The 21,254-nt window shown below is 68.5% G+C and carries 17 protein-coding genes and 2 pseudogenes; 5 read left to right on the top strand and 14 right to left on the bottom strand.

Annotated elements, in window-relative coordinates; all coding sequences use genetic code 11:
* Positions 1-228 precede the first annotated feature (228 nt).
* A pseudogene (locus QWU11_RS17935) lies at positions 229-489 on the top strand (IS5/IS1182 family transposase); the annotation flags it as partial.
* 12 nt (positions 490-501) lie between these two features.
* On the opposite strand, the gene QWU11_RS17930 reads toward QWU11_RS17935, so the two are convergent.
* The 3 genes and pseudogenes from QWU11_RS17930 to QWU11_RS17920 form a co-directional block, all read right to left on the bottom strand.
* Entirely contained in the window at positions 502-1,008 is a 507-nt protein-coding gene (locus tag QWU11_RS17930; RefSeq protein ID WP_290111378.1) for a DinB family protein, read from the bottom strand.
* Between the two features lie 1,245 nt (positions 1,009-2,253).
* Positions 2,254-2,412, bottom strand: a pseudogene (locus tag QWU11_RS17925) (IS3 family transposase); the annotation flags it as partial.
* Positions 2,413-2,651: 239 nt separating this feature from the next.
* Complete coding sequence (locus QWU11_RS17920; protein WP_290111375.1) at positions 2,652-2,888, bottom strand: hypothetical protein; 237 nt, start codon at positions 2,886-2,888, stop codon at positions 2,652-2,654.
* 791 nt (positions 2,889-3,679) lie between these two features.
* Here QWU11_RS17920 and QWU11_RS17915 point away from each other — a divergent pair.
* The 3 genes from QWU11_RS17915 (at position 3,680) to QWU11_RS17905 (ending at position 7,079) form a co-directional block, all read left to right on the top strand.
* Entirely contained in the window at positions 3,680-4,000 is a 321-nt protein-coding gene (locus tag QWU11_RS17915) for a MerR family transcriptional regulator (protein WP_290111358.1), read from the top strand.
* Positions 4,001-4,058: 58 nt separating this feature from the next.
* Entirely contained in the window at positions 4,059-4,319 is a 261-nt protein-coding gene (locus tag QWU11_RS17910) for an STAS domain-containing protein (RefSeq protein ID WP_290111351.1), read from the top strand.
* A 768-nt stretch (positions 4,320-5,087) separates the two neighbouring features.
* The gene (locus QWU11_RS17905; RefSeq protein ID WP_290111342.1) at positions 5,088-7,079 is read left to right on the top strand and encodes a DUF4157 domain-containing protein; all 1,992 of its coding nucleotides are present in this window, start codon (positions 5,088-5,090) and stop codon (positions 7,077-7,079) included.
* Between the two features lie 153 nt (positions 7,080-7,232).
* Here QWU11_RS17905 and QWU11_RS17900 read toward each other — a convergent pair whose 3' ends face one another.
* The 3 genes from QWU11_RS17900 to QWU11_RS17890 all read right to left on the bottom strand — a co-directional run bounded on the left by QWU11_RS17900 (position 7,233) and on the right by QWU11_RS17890 (position 9,575).
* On the bottom strand, positions 7,233-7,928 hold the full coding sequence (locus tag QWU11_RS17900; RefSeq protein WP_290111340.1) for a hypothetical protein: 696 nt from the start codon (positions 7,926-7,928) through the stop codon (positions 7,233-7,235).
* Positions 7,929-7,982: 54 nt separating this feature from the next.
* A complete protein-coding gene (locus tag QWU11_RS17895) occupies positions 7,983-8,525 on the bottom strand; it encodes a hypothetical protein (protein ID WP_290111338.1) in 543 nt (180 codons plus the stop codon).
* A 618-nt stretch (positions 8,526-9,143) separates the two neighbouring features.
* A complete protein-coding gene (locus tag QWU11_RS17890) occupies positions 9,144-9,575 on the bottom strand; it encodes a helix-turn-helix domain-containing protein (RefSeq protein ID WP_290111336.1) in 432 nt (143 codons plus the stop codon).
* A gap of 336 nt (positions 9,576-9,911) precedes the next feature.
* On the opposite strand from QWU11_RS17890, the gene QWU11_RS17885 reads away from it, so the two are divergent.
* Positions 9,912-11,120 (top strand): alanine racemase, encoded by a 1,209-nt coding sequence (locus tag QWU11_RS17885; RefSeq protein WP_290111334.1) that lies wholly within the window; start codon positions 9,912-9,914, stop codon positions 11,118-11,120.
* Between the two features lie 71 nt (positions 11,121-11,191).
* Here the strand turns inward: QWU11_RS17885 and QWU11_RS17880 are convergent, their stop codons facing one another.
* From QWU11_RS17880 to QWU11_RS17845, 8 genes are all read right to left on the bottom strand, one after another.
* On the bottom strand, positions 11,192-11,938 hold the full coding sequence (locus QWU11_RS17880) for a class I SAM-dependent methyltransferase (protein ID WP_290111327.1): 747 nt from the start codon (positions 11,936-11,938) through the stop codon (positions 11,192-11,194).
* Positions 11,939-12,033: 95 nt separating this feature from the next.
* A complete protein-coding gene (locus QWU11_RS17875) occupies positions 12,034-14,514 on the bottom strand; it encodes an insulinase family protein (protein ID WP_290111310.1) in 2,481 nt (826 codons plus the stop codon).
* Complete coding sequence (locus QWU11_RS17870; protein WP_290111392.1) at positions 14,511-15,716, bottom strand: MFS transporter; 1,206 nt, start codon at positions 15,714-15,716, stop codon at positions 14,511-14,513. The genes QWU11_RS17875 and QWU11_RS17870 overlap by 4 nt, the downstream gene beginning before the upstream one ends.
* A gap of 78 nt (positions 15,717-15,794) precedes the next feature.
* On the bottom strand, positions 15,795-16,334 hold the full coding sequence (locus tag QWU11_RS17865; RefSeq protein ID WP_290111308.1) for a flavin reductase family protein: 540 nt from the start codon (positions 16,332-16,334) through the stop codon (positions 15,795-15,797).
* Positions 16,318-17,478 (bottom strand): ThiF family adenylyltransferase, encoded by a 1,161-nt coding sequence (locus QWU11_RS17860; protein WP_290111305.1) that lies wholly within the window; start codon positions 17,476-17,478, stop codon positions 16,318-16,320. The genes QWU11_RS17865 and QWU11_RS17860 overlap by 17 nt, the downstream gene beginning before the upstream one ends.
* Before the next feature lie 27 nt (positions 17,479-17,505).
* On the bottom strand, positions 17,506-18,693 hold the full coding sequence (locus QWU11_RS17855) for an HEXXH motif-containing putative peptide modification protein (RefSeq protein WP_290111291.1): 1,188 nt from the start codon (positions 18,691-18,693) through the stop codon (positions 17,506-17,508).
* Positions 18,690-19,973, bottom strand: a complete 1,284-nt coding sequence (locus QWU11_RS17850; protein ID WP_290111289.1) for a hypothetical protein — start codon at positions 19,971-19,973, stop codon at positions 18,690-18,692. The genes QWU11_RS17855 and QWU11_RS17850 overlap by 4 nt, the downstream gene beginning before the upstream one ends.
* Before the next feature lie 4 nt (positions 19,974-19,977).
* Positions 19,978-21,237, bottom strand: coding sequence for a hypothetical protein (locus QWU11_RS17845; protein ID WP_290111288.1), 1,260 nt, complete (start codon positions 21,235-21,237; stop codon positions 19,978-19,980).
* Positions 21,238-21,254 lie beyond the last annotated feature (17 nt).

The following is a 21,254-nucleotide window of genomic DNA, read 5'->3' as shown; positions in this document are numbered from 1 at the left end:
AACGCCCGCCCGCGCACTCCGCTGCCCCCGCCCATCACCGAACCCGACCAGATCACCCGGCTGGACGTGCGAAGACGCCAACGCCTCGGCGGAATACTCAACGAGTACGAAAATGCCGCTTGACCTGAATGGACGGGGTTTTCGGCAGGGACACGGTGGGCCAGCCACCGCAGAGTCATCAACGGAATCCTGTACCGACTGCGCACTGGGGTGCCATGGCGAGATCTACGCCGCTACCTGCGACGACGCCAGATCAAGCACACCATCCCCGAACCGAAGAACCAGCGGGCCAACCGCCAACGAAGGGGCAGCAAAGGCGGTCGGCCCGCCGGCTTCGACAAGACGATCTACAGGCGAAGGAACGAAGTCGAGCGGACGGTCAACGCGTTGAAGAACTCCCGAGCTGTGGCCACGAGGTTCGACAAGCGTGGCGACATCCTCCACGGCACCGTCACCGTCGCCTCGATCCGACTCTGTCTCCACCCGTGATCTCCGCCAGATCTAGCCGCCGGTCGTGCCGTCGAGCATCTCCCGCATGATGTCCAGATGGCCGTTGTGGCGGGCCGTCTCCTCGGTGAGGTGGAGGAGGATCCAGCGCAAGTCGACGTGGAGGCCGTTGCGGATGGCTCGCTGTGCCTGCTTGTCCAGGCCGTTCCCGGCGACCAGTTCGCGGTAGCGGGCGCTCTGCTCGGCGTATTCATCGAGCAACTGCGTGAGCGGGAAGTCGACGGCTATACGCATCTCGCGGTCGGGGTCCTCCTCGGTCCAGGGACCCCGGTCTTCCTCGCCGAGGAAGACCATCTGGAACCAGTAGTACTCGACCCAGCGCAGGTGGTTGATCACTCCGCTCATGGTCATCAGCGGTGAGCCCGGCAGGAGCGCCTTGCGAGCATTCTCCGCAGAGACGCCATCGCATTTGGCGCGGGCGGTGTCACGTGCGTAGTCGAGAAACGTGGTGAGCTGCGTGCGCTCGTCCCACGCGGGCGGTGTGTCATCGATTCTTGTCATCGCGCGAAGCGTCCCCGATCACCGTGACCCATGTCGAGGGATTTATCGACGGCCCGAACCTGCTTCACCCACCTCCCTGTCCGGCGGGTCGATACAGCTTCAGCCCGGTGGGCCGACCAGCATGATCCGCCGGACAGACCGTAGGCGGCGTGTTCCGCGTGGTCAGGGCCGGCCTGGCCGGCGGTGTCTTCGTCGGATCGGTTGATCCACGCGACCTCGGGGATCGTGGGCAGCGTGGGCGTGCGGGTGAACCGTCGCGGGTAGGCCGCACGGAACGCCTCGATCGTTTCGGCTCGCTTGTGCTGGATCGCCGGCGCGGCGCCGATGTGGGCGGTGAACGGCGTGTGAAGCCCGATCCCCGCATGGTAATGCCGGTGATGGTAGTAATCGAAGAAATGATGGCACCGGGCAGTACTTCAATGTTTCGAACTGCGCCTCGCTGTAGGGGGTTGTCGTTACTCACCTTTGGGCGGGAGTGGGACTTGATGATGTCCAGATCCTCCAGCAGCACACTCACCGGATTGGAGGTCATCGAAGTCCCGTTATCGGAATGGATGGTGCCGGGCAGACGTCGAGCATCACATACAGGTCATAGAACTGCCGTGGACCGGGTCCGGGCAGTTTCGTGATGTCCCAACTCCAGATCTCGCTGGGGGCGCGGGCGGCCAGATACGGCTTCTTCTTCGCCTCGTGGCGGGCCTGAGCGCGCCGCTCCCGGACCTCGCCTGCGCAGCTCCCGGTACATCGTCGAGGGCGACGCCAGGTTAATCCCCTCGTCCAGCAGCGCGGCCCACACCTGCCGGGGTGCCTTGTCGGCGAACCGGTCGCTGTTGAGCACCTCGATGAGCTCGGCCCGTTCGGTCTCGCTCAGCGCGTTCGGCGGCACCGGCCGCACAGCCGGCGCACTCCTTCCGGCACCGGCTTCCGCCGCCGGTAGAAACTCCCGCACGGCACACCCGACAACACACGAGGTCCGAATCGGCAGATACTCGACCAGCAGGCAAAAGTTTCGTCCCGGCAACGGGTCACGAATTGTCGGTGTCCGCTCCCTCGGGAGTCATCTCTAAGAGCGCGATACCTTTTCCCATAATGTCCAGCGCAGCCTCGGTCTGGGCCGGCTTCTTGCCCATCGCGGCGTTCAGCCGCTCCAGTCGCGCCTTTCCTTACGCAACTGCTCCAACTCGGCCTGCTCCGGCGTTTTCTCCTTCTTGGTGGCGGGCGAGGAGTTCCCGAGGCGGTCAGTTCACCGGCGTCCCGCTGACGACGCCACAGCTGGATGCTGGATTCATAAAGCCCTTCACGGCGCAGCAACGCGCTCTTCTCGCCATGCTCGGCCGCGTCGTACTTCTCGGCCATCCGCAGCTTGTAAGCGGCGGTGAACGTCCGCCGCTTGGGCCGATCGGCCCGCGGCCCATCACCGGAAGGGAGGTCCTGGCCGGTCATCGTCACTCTGCCCGGTACCCGTTCTCGCCATGATCGTGTCAGTTAGTGAACTTCGTCCTCTTGTGTCCCACCTCAGCCTGACGCAGAGGGGGGCGGGAACTGGGCAACCTGACCGTGGCCGTCGCGGCGGGGCGGATCGGCCCCGCCGGCCAGTTCCTCACCCGGTTCGAGCAACAGGGCGCCGAGTTCTACGGCACCTCTCACGCGGTCGCCACGTGCAGCGGGTCCGCCCCGGCGCAGCTCTGGCCGGTCGGCCGCGGACAAGGCGATGGCATGGCCTGGGAATGCCAGCCGGCCTTGCGCGCCAGGACGGCCAGGTTACGGGCCGCCTCAGCGGTGATCAGCGGGCTGTCGGCCGTGCCGGCGATCGCGCGTGCCCGGTCGGCGGTCAGGCAGCCGAGCTGGGCGTCGTCCAGTTTGATCAGCATCCTGGTCACCAGCGTGTAGTCCTCGGCGAGCAAGGGCGCTGACGGCCGGGTTCTCGCCCGCCGGCGATCAGGCGCAGGAGGCGGCCGTACCGGCAGTGGTGGAAAACGGTGAGGGCTATCGCCAGGCCGGTGCGCAGCCGGTCCAGAGAACCAAAGAAAATCTCCCGTGGCCGGAGTAGACATTCGCCGCCGGGCTGGGTAGTGTTCCCCTTGTTGCGAAGAAAGAGAACATCAAAGAGGCACGGGAGACAACGAACTACCCGTGAACATGGTGAGTACGACGTCAGGTGTGCTGGGGCTGGTAACGGTAAGTGGCTCCGGGCGGTGGCGAGTGGCCCGTCGGGCGCGCTGGGGCGAGGTTCGCAGGTCCCAGAAGGTCCAGGAAGTCTCCGGGTCGCTGACTGGAGAAGGAAGGGCACGACGTCAGGTGTGCCGGGGCTGGTAACGGTAAGTGGCTCCGGGCGGTGGCAAGCGGCCGTCGGACGCGCTGGGACGAGGTTCGCAGGTCCCTGAAGGTCCTAGGTCGGTACGGAAAGGTTTTAGGAAGATCAGAGGAGAAGGGGAGGGTCATACGCCGTCGGATCGCCCGCTGCTGGTTGTGTCTCGCCGCGCGGGTACCGCAGTCCCATCAGAACGCGAGGTGGTCCTCGGTCACGCTTACGCGATCCCCGCACGATCGGCCATTTCAAGTGGCCGGTGCGGAAACGACAAGCCGACGCTGTCGTCGGTAGATGGTGTTGATACCTAAAACCCTGGGCCCCGGTGCTACGGCACCGGGGCCCTCATGGCATGGAGGCTCAATGGACCCAGCCCAGCAGCACATGGCAGACAAACTCGACGATGAGGACTACCCCGCCTACACCATGGGCCGCGCCGCGGAGATGCTCGGCACCACACCGGGTTTCCTGCGCAGCCTGGACGAGGCGAAACTGATCGTCCCCCAGCGTTCGGCCGGCGGGCACCGCCGCTACTCCCGCTACCAGCTCCGCCTGGCCGCCCGTGCCCGCGAACTCCTGGACCAGGGCATGCCCCTGGACGCCGCCTGCCGCATCATCATCCTGGAAGACCAACTCGCCGAAGCGCTCCGCCTCAACAACACCCAGAAAGCCCAAGACCACTGAACCTGCGCGGCGGACCCGAGCAGCGCTGAACAAACCGGCGCGGACCTGAGGTACGACCGTGATCAGCCCGAACACTCCCGGCCGCGACCTCAACACCCACAACCGGCCCGACCTAGACGGCCAGACGCCGCAGAACCGGCTGCGGATACGGACGGAGCATCAAGGCCCGTGCGTGGTCATCGGTGTGGCCGGTGAGATCGATATCGCGACCGCGGACCGGCTGGGCACCATCGCGGTGCTCGCCGCGACCCCGCCGTCGGTGGTCATCGACCTGGGCGAGGTGGAGTTCTGCCGCGATGCCATCACCGCCGCCGGATGATTCCCAGGACGGTACCTTGCCCGGCACCGCAGGTGGGGCCAGACCCTCGCCGCCACCATGACTTCCCCGGTGGTAGGAACCGTGCCGCTCAAACGGCTGTACGTGCCGGTGTTCATCGAAGACTGCACCTGGCGGAGTGACCGCAATCCGCACTACGACACTGCCCGACCGCACCAGTCGCGGGCCCCCGACCTCCGGGCCTTCGAACGCTGCCGACCCGGGACGCGACCGACCTTACCGACCTGCGGACCATCCGGCGAAGACCCGTCGTAGCGGGCGTGATCAGCGAATACCACCACGCCGCATAGCCGCAGCTCAGGCCACACGATCCAATATTCGAGCGGCACGCGCTCCGCGCGCTCCCAGAACCCGGCGAGACCGGCTCGGTGGCCCTCCTACACGCATACACGCCCAAGTCGGAGTTACGGCGCCCACAGGCCCTAGTTGCGGGATCGCTGAACGCCGCCGCGGTCCGCCTCCGGGCTCGTCACAAGCCAGGGCGCCTGTGCTCAACCCGGCTCGGAGATCACAGTGACCTATGCCGGTGATCCGTGCGACGGTTGTACCGATTGAGCGCCGGCCGCCCGCCGGCGGGCGGGGCCGTGACGCGGCCCCGTACGGACGTCAGGAGGACCCATGCGCGCTCGGGCACGCCGGATCGAGACCGACCCCACGCCGGCCCGCGAACCGCAGGCCATGAGGTCCCGCGAGACCGCCGCCGGCCCGGCTCTCGGCGCGCTGGCCGCCGCGGCGAGGTCGGGTGGGGCGGTGAGCGCCGCCGACGTCGCCGTCCTGCAGCGCCAGGTCGGCAACCGGGCGACGGCGTCGGTTCTGGGGCGGGTCCCGTCTCGGCCGGAGGCGATCCAGAGCGCGCCGGGCCGGCCGCTCGCCCCGCCGGTCCGCGCGCGGCTGGAGTCCGCGTTCGGCGCTGACCTGTCGTCGGTGCGCGTCCACACCGACGAGACGGCGCACCGCTCGGCCGAGTCGGTGGGCGCCAGGGCGTACACGATGGGCTCCCACATCGCCTTCGCGCGGGGCTGGTACGCCCCCGGCTCGGCCGACGGTCTCCGGCTGCTCGGCCACGAGGTCGCGCATGTCCTGCAACAGAGCGCCCACCGGGCCTCCGGAACCGACCGCGGCGACGGAGTGAAGGTCAGCCGCCCGGGTGACCCGCAGGAGCGCGAGGCCGAGGCCGCCGGCGCCGCGGTGACCATGACGTCGCGCCCCCATGGCTCCCCGGGCAGGGGACGGCCCGGCACCACCACTCCCGCGAGAGGCTCTGTCGTCCAGCGTTCGGTCGGCCTGGAGCTGGAGCACAACGTGCCGATCTATGAGAAGAAGTCCGACGATCAGGAGCAGAGCCTGCGGCAGGGCGCGTACGAGTACGACAACAAGAAAGTGATCTACAAGGCGGACGAGATCGATGTCAAAGTCGACAACTCACAGTACGGCTGGGAGCTGGCGAAGTATCTTCACGAGAACCGGTCGAAGCTGTACGACAACAAACTCCCCAAGCTCGGTATAAGCATTCCTGAATATACCACCAGAACACCAGGGTTGGACGAACTGAAGAAGAATGCGAAGGGCGAGTTCGTCAAGCACACACAGGACATCAAAAGAGAAATAAATATCAACAACAAGGGACAGGCCGGCCCGGGTTTCTATACGGGCCTCCCAAAGAGCATTTCGGACAATTTCTCCTACTCGACCTATCGCGGCCTTTCTGTCCAGTTCACCCTCGGAGTCTTCCCTTCGAAGCTCGACCAGTTGCATCGGCTCAGTACGACGGGCGGATTCGCCACCGGCGGCCCCCTCTGGATACAGCAGAGGATCAGTGCGCTCATCGACGGCCCGCTCTCCCCCGTGATCGATGCCATCGTCGACGGCCTGCAGAAGGAGACCAATCAGGCAGAGATCCTCAAGGAGGAGGAGGGCAAGGGGAAGCCCGCCCGCGACAAGGGTGCGAAAAAACAAACGGAGAAGAAAAAGAAGAAGAAAAAGAGCAAGGAAGAGGAAGAGGTCAAGGTTCCGGTCGAGTCCGCGAAGGAGGGCAGGTTCCGTCTTGCTCAGAAGGTGGAGGAGTTCGACTGGCTCGCCGAAAGCAACGATGACATCAGTGTCTACGAATACCTGATCGATCCGCGGATGGAGGCTCTCCGGACGATACTGAGAGAGACGACGATGAGCATCTTCCGGGTGGTCATCTCCTACTACCTCGCCGCGCGATGGGAGATACCGGAGAAGCTCCACGAAAAGAACGCGGTGGCTCTTCTGGCGCGTACGGATCTCACCGAGGTCTTCCGGAGGGCCGGTCTTGTGCAGCGTCACCAGGAGATCTTCGTCGAAGTGTTCGGCGAACTGGTCCGGGCCGAAGAGGCGACGATCGTCGGCATCATCAACAGCGCCGTGGAAGAGCTGGAGTTCAACGAAAAGGCCAACGAGAAGGTCCTCAAGTACAAAGGTTCGATCGTCGACCTCATGATCGACGTCGTCAGGGGCAAGATGAGCGACAAGGACTTCTATGCCATCCAGCCCGGCAGCAGCCCCGAGAAGCCCGACCCACTGAAGATCGAAGGCGCGCCGGCGAACGATCCGGGCCGGCTGGAGTCCGGCGGCACGCAGTTCGAGTTCCGTACGGCGGACGTCGCCAACTGGGACGGCAAGTTCGTAGAGCTGGGAAAGCGGGCGTTCGAGCTCAACACCGCATATCTGCCGGACGACCAGCGCGACGAGCTCCGCAAGGAGACCGGCTGGACCTGACGCGCCCGGCCCGGTGCATCGGCCGGCGACATGCCGTGGGCACCGTCAGCCGCCTGCTGATCGCGTCGGCGGGCGTGGCCGGAAGGTTGTAGGCGAAGATGTCGGGCACGTCGTGGCTCGCATGGACGTCCTTCAGCCTCTCGTCCAGGGCGTTCATCCCCGGGAGTCGAGGTGCGGGAGTCGTGGTAAAGGTGGCCTCGCACGCCCGGGACGGTGGTCAGATATCCGTCGTAGCCGAGCCCGGCGAACTTCGGATCGAGGTTCGCCTCCTGGGCCGCGTCGAGGATGGCTCCCGCCGCGTCGGAACATGGCGTGGCCGCCGCCGATGCTGATGACACCGTCGACGTCGCGATAGTGCACCGCCTCCACCACCCCGACCGCCGAGCCGAACGAGTGCCCGGCCGTGATGACATGCCGGAACGCGTGACCGTCGACGGCGCCCGACCGCAGGGCGGTCACGACGTCGTGCGTCGACGTCGCCTCACCTGCGAGGGTCAGGTCGGTGTACGGCGGGTGGGTGCTGTGTCCGCTGCCGATCCGGTCGACGTCGAACGTCGCGTAGCCGGCCGAGGTCGCCGCCCGTACGTAGGAGTAGACGCCGCCCCGGTACGGGAAGTCCCCGTAGGTGTGGTTGTAGGTCCCACCTGGGATGAGCGACTGCACCGTCTTGGGCGTGATTCTTCCCTGGTAGCACAGTTCGCCCCACATCCGGTACGCGGCGGGGCCGCCGTCGGCGAGCCGTACGTGCAGCACATGCGTCGAGCAGTGCGCGGGCGTGCGGGCCTGTGCGGGCGCGGCCGCGATGGTGGCGGCGATCAGTGCGGCGGCGAGCGATGGCAGGCGTCTCACGGCGAAACTCCTTACTGCGGCATCGATCGATGACAGTGCGGCCGTAGACGCCGATCAGGGCTGGACTGGTGAGAAGACGACCGGCAGCGCGATCATGCCCACCTGCTCCTCCTGGGTGAGCGGCCGCCCGTTGAACCGGCCTTCGTCGATCGCACCGATGACGGCGTTCTCCTCGCGCGCGCCGCCCAGGTGGTCGGCGATGTATTCGGTGAACTCCTCAGTCACCCGCTCGGTCTCCGCGAGATCGCCCGTGGCCGCCGTCATGAGTTGCCGTTCCACCCAGTACATGAACCGTTCGCCATCTTCGGGCGGGAGCCCGAGGATCATGGCGATCGCCATCGGCGGCACGTTGCGGGCCAGTGTGGCGATGAGGTCGGCGCCGCCCTGCTCGATCAGTTCGCTGAGGCGTTCGCGTACCAGCCGGCGCAGGAGCGGCTCGTAGCGAGCGGCGCCCTGCCGGGTGAACTGCCGCTGGACGATCCTGCGGTAGGCGGTGTGCTCGGGCGGGTCGAAGTCGAGGAGCGGCTGCAGGATGGAATGGACCCTGGGGATGGTGACGCAACCGGTGCTGGTGTAGGTCTGCGGATCGCTGGTCACTTCCTTGACGGCCTCGTGGGTGAGTGCCGCTCAGAAGCCGCGGTACTCGGTGCTGTGCACGACCGGGCAGTCGCCTCGGAGCTCGGCTGAAACCTCGTTGAGGCGTGGCGCCAGCCATGGATCAACATGATCGAATTCCCATCCACCAGCGATTGCCGTCATGTTCAGGGAATATCACCGCATAAACACTGAATCAATATAATGCCACCTGACGTGCCTGTACGGAATTTTCGGCGGAGATCAACGTTCCTCCCCCACCGGGGAGGTCTCGGCGAGGGCACGGTAGCGAGAAGTGGAATCTGACCAGGCATTCCAGGCTGACGGAGTTGGTAGACCACTTACAGAGTCACTACTTCAAAACGCACGGCCAGACCACCGGAAAACGGAGCGCGGACACCTTCGACAAAGGTCACGGAACCGCAGTCCCGCCGACCAGGCGGATCCGGCAGACGAGGTCACCGGCGCCGATCGCCGGAGAACACGAGCAAACGCTCGTGCCGATGGACGACGCGTCAGCGGCCCAGACGAGGGCAGATATGTGGGACTCGGAGCGGTTCGCGGCACACGAGAGGTTCTTCGTCCAGGACGTCGGCCGGTGGGCGCGGCCGCGGTTCGGGGTTATTCCGTGTCCTTCTGATCGCTGGTGTCGTCCTTGCCCTGCTCCATGTGAGCCGCGTAGGCGATCAGCTCGGCCACCATCTCCTGGCCTGCCGGTGACAGGTCGAGAAAACTGCGAAGCCGGGCGCCCCTGCCGTCGCGCATCGCCGCGAGCAACCGGAGCTCCTCCCCTGCCCGCTCCGGCGCCTCGTCGAAGAAGTAGCTCGGCGGCACACCGAAGAAGCCGGCCAGCCCCTCGATCGTCTTCTTGGTCGGGTTGGCGCTCTTGCCCTTGCGCAGCTTCCAGATCGCGTTGGCCGAGATCTTCTCCCCGGTGATCTTTTCGATCCCGGAGGCGACGTACTCCAGGGAGTACGGCTTACCGCCCGCGGGATGGACCGTGCGAAACAGCAGGTCAATCCGATCTGCGAGTGTCATCTGCTCGCCCCGCACCTCTCGGTCCTTCTCCACAGAGCCCCTCCCTCCCGCTCTCACATCACCTTCATTCGATGTTCACCTCTGCTCACAAACCTGAGTTGACATTACGATGAGACATTCTTAGCCTCGTCCACATCCATCGCCTAAAGGTGATGGAATCAACGTTAGTTTACCGACAGGTGATGCCTGCCGTGAAGAAGCGTGCAGGCAGCCAGAACAAGAAAGAAAGTACGACAAACCGGGCCTGTGGCCCCAGCCGGCCGGGAGGGCACGGAGAGGGTTCCTGCACTGTTTCTTCCCCGCACTCCGTCCACTGGCGAGCAATATGTCCATTTCAGAACCAAGGGATCGATGAGAAAATCACTCGCGGTCAGGGCGCCAGACGGCCCTGAACCTGCTCCCGGCAGTTCCCTCGCAGATCATTTCGGGTCGAAGGTCTTCGGCCTTCCCTATGAGACACCTTTTCTCGGACTCGACCTGACCACGGTCACCGAGGCGTACGAGCACCTTCGGCTCGCGCTCCCCCGCGGGACGGAAATCAAATTCGCGATGAAGTGCAACGCGGATGGCAGGCTTTTGCAGAAGGTCAAGGATCTCGGCGGTGGCTTCGTCGTCGCCTCCTACGGGGAGCTGGCCGTGCTCCGCGACCTCGAGATCGCCGCGAGCGCCGCCGACGCCGCCGAGGTGCTGTTCTCCAACCCGGTGAAGCGGCCGGACGACGTCTCCCACGCTTTCGCCGCCGGTCTGGATCGGTTCGCCTTCGACTCCGAACGCGAAGCGGAGAAGCTGGCCGAACTGGCACCGGGCAGTCGCGTCTACGTGCGGCTGAAGACCCGGGCGGCGCAGTCGGCCGTCCCGAGCGAGGGCAAGTTCGGCGTCCCCGCCGACCATGCCGCCCGGCTGATGCTCTACGCCGCCTCCCTGGGGCTCGTCCCCTACGGGATCACCTTCCACGTCGGCTCCCAGATGACAGAGGCAACGGCCTGGGAGACGGCCATCGCCGAGGCGGCGGCCGTCATGCGTGCTCTGGCCGACAACGAGGTCCGGATCCAGATGCTGAACATGGGCGGGGGGTTCCCCGTCCAGTACGACGGCACCGCGGTGCCCTCGATGGCGGCGATCGGCAAGAGCATCGGCCGCGCGATCGGCCAGCTCCCCTATCCGGTGCGGACCGTGGTCGAGCCGGGCCGATTCCTGGCCGCCCCCGCCGGCGTCATGGTCGCCTCCGTCATCGGCGTCGCCGAGCGCGACGGAGCACGCTGGGTTCACCTGGACGCCGGTGCCTTCAACGGCTTCATGGAGTCGCTCGAGACATCGAACACGCTCCGATACCCGGTGACCGATTCGCGGGGCCAGGGAAGCACCCGGACCACACATCTCACGGGCCCCAGCTGCGACAGCCAGGACACCATCATGTTCGGCGTCGAGCTCTCCCACGATCTGGACGTAGGGGACACGGTGGCCATCTGGCAGACCGGCGCGTACACACTCGTGTACGCGGCCGAGGCGTTCAACGGGATCAGCGCACCGTCGGCGTACCTGCTCGACCGCGCCGTATAGGGGCACCGCCTCCGGATTTCACCCTGTCGGGTGGCCGGGAGGGATCTCACCTCCCGGCTCCCGGCCGGAGATCATGAAGTGGAGTTCCGGGCCACGTAGAACGCGCGCGGCAGGTCATCCGCGTTCGGCAGCGGGGTGTGGAGGTCGGCCGGCTCGGCGGCGTGGACCCGGTCGAAGCCCGCGTCGTGGAGTGCCTCCTCGATGGAACGAGAAGGATACGCACGCTCTCGCACCGAATGCGTGAAGCGCTGCCAGGTGGCGCCGTCCCGCCGGCACCCGGATATCCGGGCGACCAGGACCTCGGCGTACGGGTCATAAATGGTTCGGGCCACGAACAAGGTGTCCGGGGTCTCTCGTACCTCGACGCGGTTCAGTTCGCGAAGGCCGGACACGGTGTGCATGTCGAAGACGAACACACCACCCGGGGCCAATGCCGTACGGACCGAGGAAAAGCATTTCCGCAGTTCGGCGAGGTCCGTCAAGTGGTTCATCGCGTCGAGCGTCGAGACCGCCAGCCCGAACCCGCGGCCGACGTTCATCTCCGTCGCGTCCTGGACCGCGAACCGAAGCCTGTGAGCATCGTCGGTCTTCTCGGCGTTCTCCCTGGCTCTCCCGATCATGTGCGGAGACGCGTCAATACCCACGACGTCGAAACCGTGGTTCGCCAGGTGGCAGGACACGTGCCCGGTACCGCAGCAGACGTCGAGTACCGGGCGGTTCACCGAGATGTCGTCATCGGTCTCGGCGAACCTGATCAGGGCCGCTCCGACGACCGGAACGTGCCGCTTCCACTCGGCGTCGTAAACGGCGGCGAACACGGGCCCATAACTCTCATCGGCATCCCTCGAACGGATCTCGTCCGCGCTCTCGGAGCGGGTCTGCGTCATCCTGCCCATCCCTTCCGACGAAGTGCTCACAGCAGGACCGCCCGGTCGGCGTTCCGAGGCCATCCCAGGGCCTGCCACCTCGAGGTGGCGATCTCCGCCGCGACCCGCCGCAGCGACTCCAGGTCCACTTTGTCGACCAGGCCGGCGAAGTCGTGGTTCAGCGACGGGGAGGACCGCGCGACTCCGCTGAGGTAAGTCAGCGTCTTACGGCGGCCGCGCTCCGTCCGTACCGCGATGAGCTTGGCCGTCTCCAGGTCGTCCCGCGACATCTCGCGCAGCGCGCCGGCCCAGAGCGTGCGGTAGAGGTCGAGGGTGCGTCGCGGTGCGGGATCGGCCTGCGACCACACGCACATCGTCTTGATGAGCACGTCCGCCTGCGCGCCCACCGCGTAGGCGCCGCCGAGCTCACGCACGTTGTGATGCAGGAAGCGGTGTACGTGTCCGGCCGCCACCAGGAGGGCCGGCCAGTCACCGTCCGGAATGCCGGACGCGTCCCAGGCGGCGCAGGTGACGCCGCTTCGCAGGAGCCCGTCCGGGATGTCGGGCGGCACGGCCTCGACGCTCGGAGCGTCGGGCAGCCGCCCGGAGCGTACAGAAACCCCCGGCGGTTCTTCGCCCACGATGACGAGAGAGACTCCGGCGGCGCCGACCAGCTCCCGCAGGCTCTCGATGCCGGCGCGCAGCCGATCCTCGTCCGCCAGGGCGTTCCCGAGGTTCACCGCCGCCGCGTGCCCGTTGAGCAGGTCGACCGCGCGGCCTGCGGCGCTCAGCGAACCGAGACAGATCCTGCGGGCGATGTCGGCGGGCCGGGTGATGACGGCTGCGGCGAGTTGCCTCCGCCACAGCGCCGCCGCCTTCGCGAGGGCGGGCGCGAGATCCGCGGGCAGCAGCTCATCCTGGACGCCGCCGCCGATCGGGACGACCAGGTCGACGACCGGGCGGTTCTCCTCATCCGTTCGCACAGCGCACGGGCCGAGCGGGTCGGCCGGCACCCCGTCACGCCGCCGGAGGATCTCACCGAGCGGGTGCAGCAGAGACAGCGCCTGCTCCCGTACGGGCAGTTCGAGGTGCCGATAGCGCCGATCCTCTCCCGGCCGCAGGAGGTACGACAGTCCCGCGGACCGGATCTCCATGGCCTCCAGCCCGCATCCGCCGCGCTCGCCGAGCCGTCGCAAGGGCAGCGACTCGTCGTCGGACCGTGTCGTCGTTCGCCAGACGCGGTCGTCCTCGGCCGCCCGATCGGCCGACCAGGCCGAGGAGACATCGTCGCCGCGTCCGGTGAGCTCGACCACGCGGATGTCGAGAGGGCCCTCCGGCGGCGGGTCCTGGTCGCCGGACCCCCAGAAGGCGATCTGGTCCACGCCGGCGACGCGCAGCGGTGCCAGCGCCAGGCCCCAGCGCAGTTCGGCCGGGAGGTCGCGGTACCGGGCACCGAGGTGCGCGGCCAGCGCCTCCGGTGACGTGTGCCGCGGTTCGCCGCCGGCCACCGGCCACAGCCGGTCGATCTTGTGAGGTTCACCGCCACGTAGCGCGCACCACAGCGCAGGCCGGCCGTCGACCAGCGCCGGGGGGCCGAGCACGTCGGGCCGCGGCTTCGCGCCGGTCGCGGCGTACGCTCCGGCCAGCCGCAGCGCGGACAGCCAGTCCGTCAGCGTGCCGCCGGGGAGACCGATCCGCAGTGCCGTCCAGCGCATGTCGCGGAGCCGATGAGGGCCGGAGAGCGGCGCCACCGGTCCGCCGGGACTGTCCGCGATCCGTTTCCCGGCCGCGCACGCGTGGTGGGCGGCGTCGAGGGCGCGCAGTACGGCCGGCAGCACGTCGCCGGACGAGAAGCTGTGGGCGTTGGCCGGGCGGTACCACCGCTCGTGGTAGTCGAGGCATTCCTCGTACGTCAGCCGCGCCACGGCGTCCGGCGTGCCTTCGTGGCGGTACTGGGCGAAACTCCTCGGCGACGTGTGCCGCGTCAGCAGACGGGAGATCCATTCGTCCTCGCGCTCCCGTTTGAGCCACATCTCGTGGAACACCACGCCCGAGATGACGCCTTCTCTGCCACTTTCCCCGGGATGTATATGGCGAGCGGCCTCACGCAGGAACTCACGCTCGCCGAGTGCGGGAAAGTAGACGGCATCGAGCAGTACGTCCAGGATGACGGCGTAGTCGGTGACGTCGGCGGAGACGAAGGTATAGCTGGTACGCCCGGTCTCAGTGAATCCGTTGAGGAAATCCGACATCGTGCGGAACATCGACATGTAAAGCGCGCAGGTGGAATGGTATTTCCGCGAGCCGGTCCCCACCAGATGCTCGAGGACGTGCGCGGCGCCGCGGTCGTCCCCGGACTCGGTGCGGAAGGTCAGGCCGAAGGCCGCGTCTCCCGGCACCTGCCAGCCGTGCAGATGGGTGGCTCCGGTGGAATGGGCCCACAGGGAGACGAGCCCGGAACCGGGAACGACGACGCTGTCCCGGTAGCTCCACTCGCCCACGTCGACGAGCTGCGCGGACGGCGTCACCGGACACTCGCCAGCGACGTCGAGAGCAGGAGTCTGGTGCCCCCGAGGACGAGTATCGCGCCGATCAGCGCGAAGGCGACGGACGCCCCGAAAGCGGCGGCGACGCTCCCGAAGACGAGCGCCCCCAGCGGTTGCAACCACGACGTCATCGACAGCAGGCTGCTGAAGACCCGCCCTCGCATCTGCGGAGCGACCTCGACCTGCACGTACGAGGACATGGACACCTGTGCCGCCCCGGATGCGACACCCACCACGACAAGCGCCGCGGGAATCAGCAATGGCCGGCCATAGGCGGCGACACCCACTATGGGAATGCCCTGGAGGATGAAGTTTCCGCGCAATATCCGGCCTCGATTTCTCTTCAGTGCGGAACGGTTGACCAGGATCATGCCGAGCAGCCGTCCGCCACCGAGCGCCGCCAGGCACAGCCCGTAGATGTCGCTACGCATGTGCCCGTAATGCGCGGAGATGATGAGCGGCAGCAGAAACGGAATGCAGTAGGCCGCGAATTCCATCAGCGGGAATGTCAGGAAACACGGCCGCAGGACGTCGTGTCGGAGCACGAACCTCAGCCCGTCGGCGGCGGCCTTGACCCGCGTGCCCGCCGCCCTCGGCGGATCGGGCCGCGGGGCCCCGGCGTGCATGCGCCGGCGGGCGCCGGCCAGCATGACCGCAGAGCAGACGAACGTCGCCGCGTCCGCCCACATCAAGATCTCGGGATCGACGATCGCCAGCAGGGCGCCCGACACGGCGGGACCGATGACGGCCGCCGAACCGGCCGCACCCAGGATCCAGGTGTCCATGGCGACCATCTCGTCGGTGCCACTGCTCATCTCGGGCAGCAGGGCCTGAAGACCCGGCGCGAACAGCACGCTCACCACCCCGAGCAGGCCCGCCAGCGCCAGGACGCCGGGCAACGGAGGCCGCGCCGACAGGAAGACGCAGCCCAGAGCGGCGACGATCGCCGCACGCAGCAGATCCGTTCTGATGAGCAGCCGGAACTTGTTCGTGTGGTCGATCAACACGCCGGACAGCAGCCCGAACAGGGCGGTCGGCAGCGCCAGCACCAGGCCGAGAGAGGCCAGGGCACCCGCCCCGCGGGAGGAGACACCGACGGCCAGGGCGACCCGGTAGAGCTGGTCTCCCACCGTGGAGATCACGAAGCCGGACCACATCAGCACGAACACCCGCGATCGGAACACCGCGCGAGCCGGCCGCTCCTCCGTCCGCGACACGGTCAACCATGTCCTCCGCCGTCCGCCGGCCGCCACGGTGCTCCCTCAGCTCGCCGGACGCCCCGGCCAGCGGACGAACTCCCGCAGGCCGTAGACCATCGGGTCGCCGGCGCCCAGTGAGGTGGCGACGACCTCTCCGAACACCACCACGTGGTCGCTCGCGTCGGTGCTCCCGGCCACGACGCACTCCGCGTGCCCGACGGTGCGGCCGCTCACGATCGGGATGCCGAACCGCGCCGACGGCGCCCACGCGACCACCGCGAAGGGGTCACCGTCGCGTTCCGCGAACGAGGCGGCCGTGTCCGCCGAATCGGCGTCCAGCAGATGCACCGCGAACGCTCCACGTGAGCGCAGTGCCCGCAGCGTCCGGCTGTCCCGGTGCAGGCACACCAGCAGCGTGGGCGGGTCCAGCCCCACGCTGGCGAACGCGGTACAGGTCAGGCCGTACGGAACCCCGTCGCGATCAGCGGTGGTCACGATCGCCACTCCGGCCGGGAAACGGCTCATGAGTTCTCTGTGGTCATCGGCGGCCACGCGGTCGGCGTCGACGGCGAGTCGTCCGACCGCGTCACGCACGCGTGTCATGACCGGCCGCTCCGACGCCGGGAATCAGCTCGGAGGGCGGCCCCACACGGGCCGGATCATCCGGCGAACCGCAGGTGGGGCACCTGTCGTTGCGTACGGCCCCGGTCAGCCGTGAGGTCAGGTCGGGGTTGAGCTGCCAGGCACGGCCGGCGGTCACCGGTTCCACCCCGACCAGGTAGCGGAACGCCTCCTGGGCCGTGAACGCCGCGGTCATCCCGCCGACCGGGCTGATGGGCCCGGGATCGGATTGGGGCAGCCGCCGCAGCGTGGCGAGCTGCGCCGGCGCACCGGGGTGACGGCTCACCAGATCCGCCCACTCGCACAGCGCGCAGCCGCGGCCGTCGTTCAGATCGAACGGGCCCACCCTCCCACGGCCCGGATGCAGCGTCGGGATCCCGAGCCGTCGCCCGGCGACGACGACCCACTCGCGGATCAGCCACGCGGGCTTGTCTCCGGTCGCGATCAGAAGGTCCACGCCGGACAACGCCTCGGCCAGATCGTCGGCGCAGGTGACCTGGAGTTCGACGCCCTCGATGACCGTACGTGGCGCGAAGCGCAGCAGCGAGTCCCGTACCGCGTCGATCTTCCGGCGGCCCACGTCCGCCTCGGCGAACAGGATCGACCGGTTGAGGTTGGACAGCTCGACCACGTCCGCGTCGATCAGCCGGAGCCGCCCGACTCCGCAGCACACGAGGTTGTAGAGCACCCATGAGGCGAGCCCGCCGACACCGAGCACCGCGACCGTCCTGCCACGCAGGCTCTCCAGGATCTTCCAGCGATCACGGTCCGGGGACTCATAGGTCGCCAGCCGGTTCAGCAGACGGTCGAAGCGGAGCAGATCGGTGTCGGCGAGGGTCGTCCCATCGGCGTCGGCCGGTTCCAGGAGGTCTCCACGGCGCAGGGTGTCGAACCACTCGGCGAACGCCGGCCTGCGCTCGCCGGGCAGCGAGCGCAGTTCTTCGACCACGTCGACGCCGTCGGCCAGGCGCCAGAGCACCTTCTCCGCGGTCTGGTCGAACGGCCGGAGGCGGGCGCGCGCGGAGCCGAGCGCCAGGACGAGCGAGTCCCCGCTCACGATCCGCTGGGTGCTGGCCCTCAGCCGGAGCCTGCGCCGGGTCTCCCCTTCCATCGCACTGCGGTCCACCGTGCCGACCTCCTGGTCCCAGCGTCGTCAGATCGCCGCGCGTACGCGGCCATCGAGGTTGGTGAGCATGTCGCGTCCGATCCGCGTCAGCGACGCGTGGGTGTGCAGGGTCTCGGACATGTCGAAGTAGGCCCCGGTGAGCTGTTCGTACCGCTGTTCCCACTGCTCGCCGAGGGGGCGCTCGAGTGCGCGGGCGAACGCCTGGACGAGCCGGCCGCAGACGAAGGCGGCGTGGTAGACACCCGCGGTCGGACGCGGGTCCTTCCTGAGAGCCGAGGGAAGGCGTCTGCCCGGCGGGTCGTCGTGGATGCGCACCGACCGCTGGATCGCGAACAGCCTCTGGTGCGCCGACTCGTGCACGATCCGCTCGAAGGTGAACAGCACGTCCCCGGGCGCCGCGCGGATGAAGGCCGCCCCCTGGAAGAGGGGTGTCGACCAGCCGAGCAGATACCGGCTATGGAACGGGACGATCAGCGTGGTGTACCGAGTCACCTCGGCGTGGGCCTCCGGCCAGGTCCCGGCCAGCAGTCGCAGCGCCTCGGCGAAGGTGGCCCGGAGGTCATCGCCCGGCTCCGGCAGCGGGGTGATGTCACGGCGCGGGTACGGGCCGACCCGTGGCGCGTCGTTCATCGCGGTGAGCACCCCCGTCGCCCAGGGGTCCGAACCGTCGGCGAACACGCCGGCCGCTCCGCTCCGACGCCGGCGTTCCGCGTCCACGAGCCGGTCCACCGGGCCGACCACCGTCGTCTCCGGAGCCCCCATGACCAGCAGGTCCTCTTCGACGGCGAGCCGGGTGATGGCGCCGGCGAGCGTGCCGGGCGCCCGTACGCGGTCCAGCCCGGGTACGTGGACCGCCGCGTCCGCGTGCACCGGCACGAAGACCCCGCTCGCGGGGAGGGTTCCGCCCCGCAGATGGGGCAGCAGGATCAGCCGGCCGAGTTCGAGGATCCATCGGGCGTCGGAGTTTCTGCTCACCTTCGAGGACCAGTGGCTGTACAGCGGGTCCGCGACGACCGCCGCGCTCTTCGCCCGGGGAAGCGCGTCGACGGCCGACGCGAGGGCGTCGACGTGCCGCTCACCGACCCCCTCCCCACGCAGTGTCCGGCCGAGTTCCACCAGTTCCGGCAGTCGCGTGAGGTTGCGGGTCACCATGGCGTCCCAGACGCCGTCATCCACCGCGCCGGGGTCGAGCGCACGCTCGTTCACCACTGTCATGACCGGCCGCCCTTCCGCATGGGAGCGGCGTACCGCAGGATCGGACCGGGCGTGAACGTGCCCACTGACCATGCCGGGGTCGCGTGCCGCTCCTCCGATGAGTCCAGTCGCTCCAGCGCCCACCGCGCGACCTCGCGCTGGCCGATCCGGCCCGCGCATTCGGCCAGCCTCCGGAGGGCGGACGGGCTGCCGCCGGCGTTCGAGACCGAGCTCGCGTAGGAGTCGAAGGCGGCCACCGGATCACCGCCCCGCAGCTGCGCGTCGCCCGCTCTCTCGAACGCGAGGCCGGTCAGCGGCGCCCCGAGGCGTACGGCCCGCTGGTACCAGGCCGCCGCGTTCCGGAGGTCGAGGCGCTCCAGCAGTGAGGCGTGTTCCAGGCAGGCCTGCGCGTCGAACGGGTCGCTCTCGATGATCTCCCGATGGATCTCGACCGCCCGCTCCACCTCGCCGGACCGCAGCGCGACCACCGTCCGTGCCTCGGCCACCGATCGCCGGCAGTCCTCCCAGGCGTGCGTCGCCGGCCGTGTCCCGGCGGCATCGTGTGCCTCGGCGACGAAGGCGGAGAACCGGCGCAGGTCTCCGGCACGGTCGAACGACCAGGCGCAGGCCAGCAGGCCGAGGCAGCACACGAGGCGGTCGACGGAGGGTGCGCGCAGGTCGGCCAGCAGGCTTTCCACGGCGTCGGCCGAGGCGCGTGGACCCACCAGGTACGTACGGGCGAGGATCCTCGCCTGGCGGTCTCCCCGGGCGCAGAGCTCGACGAGGGACTCGCCGGCCGATCCGCCGATCCTGGCGGCGGCAGCGGCGACCAGCAGAATCTGCGCCGCGTGGCCGGTCGTCATCTCCCCGCCGGCGCCGAGGACACGGCCACCCAGATCCACGGTGACCCCGAAGTAGCCGAGGGCGTTGCACAGTCCCAGCAGCGCGGCCCGGCGCTCAGCCGGAAGGTCCGGCCATGCCTCCAGGCCGTCGCACAGGTGCTGCCATCGCGGCGAGCGTTCGTCGCGTGGCCGGTCGGCCGGGTGCTCGGTCCCGACCCGCTCGTGCGGCCACTCCTCCGCCAGCGCGCGGCGCATCGACCCCGGCGGCTGCCTTCGCAACGGCATCGTCGTCGGACCGCTCACGTACTCGTCGTAGGCGAGTGCCACGCCCTCGGCGTGACGCGGGCCGTCCGGCCGGTGCCCGAGGTCCAGATAGCCGGACAGGAGAAGCCGGGACGGAGCGTCGGGCCCCGCCTCGGGCCGGGCGGCGACCAGCAGCCTGGGAACTGCGGATGTCATGCCATCACCGTCCGCTTCCGCCGGTGGACGCCAGCCGTCCGGCCCAGGACGCGCTGGAGGCGTCGTCGCGCAGCCGGGCCAGCCGCTGGGCCGCCCGCGCGCAGGTGACGGCGCCCGGTTCCGCGCGCAGAGCCGCGACGAACTCACTCAGCGCACCGTCGAGGTCTCCCGCCGCCTCCAGCGCGCAGCCGAGCTTGTACCGGGACAGCACCGTGTAGGGCGGGCCGAGCACCGCGGCCTGCCGGTAGCGTTCGACCGCGCGTCCACGGTCGCCGGCGCGCAGGTGAACGTCACCGGCCGTGATGTAGACCTTGGGTTCGAGCGGATCGAGCTCGATCAGGCGCTCGGCGCGGGCCACGGACAGGTCCAGGTCCCCCAGCCAGTTCGCCTCCCGGATCCGCGTCTCCAGCAGCGGGTGCAGGTACTGCCGCCTCATCGTGTCCTCGCCGACGGAGCCCGAAGGCATCGCGACGGCGTACCGCTCGGCCCGCTCCAGCTCCTCGGTGACCTGCTCCCGCAGTCCCCGCTGGAAGGGCACGAAACAGATCCCCCGCCAGTACGAGCTGGCCAGACCGAGACTCGTCCAGTGCTCCTCGGGCCGGAACCCGGAGAACAGCCGTTCGGTATGGGCCCGCCACCTGGCCGCGAGCGCGGGATCCTGGTATTCGCCTTTCGAGTGCTGCACCACCAGGCTGAGGCCCGCCGAGATCCGTTGTTCCAGCTGAAGGTGGTCGGCGAGCGCGATGTCCGCCAGATTGGCGATGTCCGCCTGGTGCGCCGTCCGGGACCGCAGGACGAGTGACCTCGCCCGCAGGACCCTGGTCAGCATCCAGGCGCCGAAGTCGGTGGCGAGCGGATCCGCGGCACGGGCCGCGCTGTTCAGGGCCCGCGCCGCGAGAGCGGTCACGGCGGTGTACAGGCCGAGTGTCTGGCAGAGCGAGATGACGGACTTCTGGCGCGTCTCCGGCAGGTCCTCGAAGCCGTCCGTCCATTCCACCAGGCGCGACCATCGGGCGGTACGCAGCTCCGGCGCGACTTCGGACGGCTGCGCGCAGGAGAACTCCCGTGCTCCCAGCTCCCGCAGTATCCGGTCCCGGAGGCCGGCGGCAGGGTGGTACTGGATCGGCAACGAGTAGCCCGGGTCCTCAAGGACGTGCCTGAACGCGGCTTCGATGCCCGATGTCTGCACGGACGCAGCGGCCGTCTCCGACAGGTCGACGAACGGCCGGGTGAGTGTCAGGTGCAGCGACAGCCTCTCGCTCAAGTCCCGCCTCGCTCGTT

Source organism: Actinomadura sp. DC4 (genome assembly GCF_030406325.1).
Classification (GTDB): domain Bacteria; phylum Actinomycetota; class Actinomycetes; order Streptosporangiales; family Streptosporangiaceae; genus Actinoallomurus.
The sequence above is the reverse complement of the archived record's forward strand: the minus strand, read 5'-3'. Positions and strand labels throughout refer to the sequence as shown.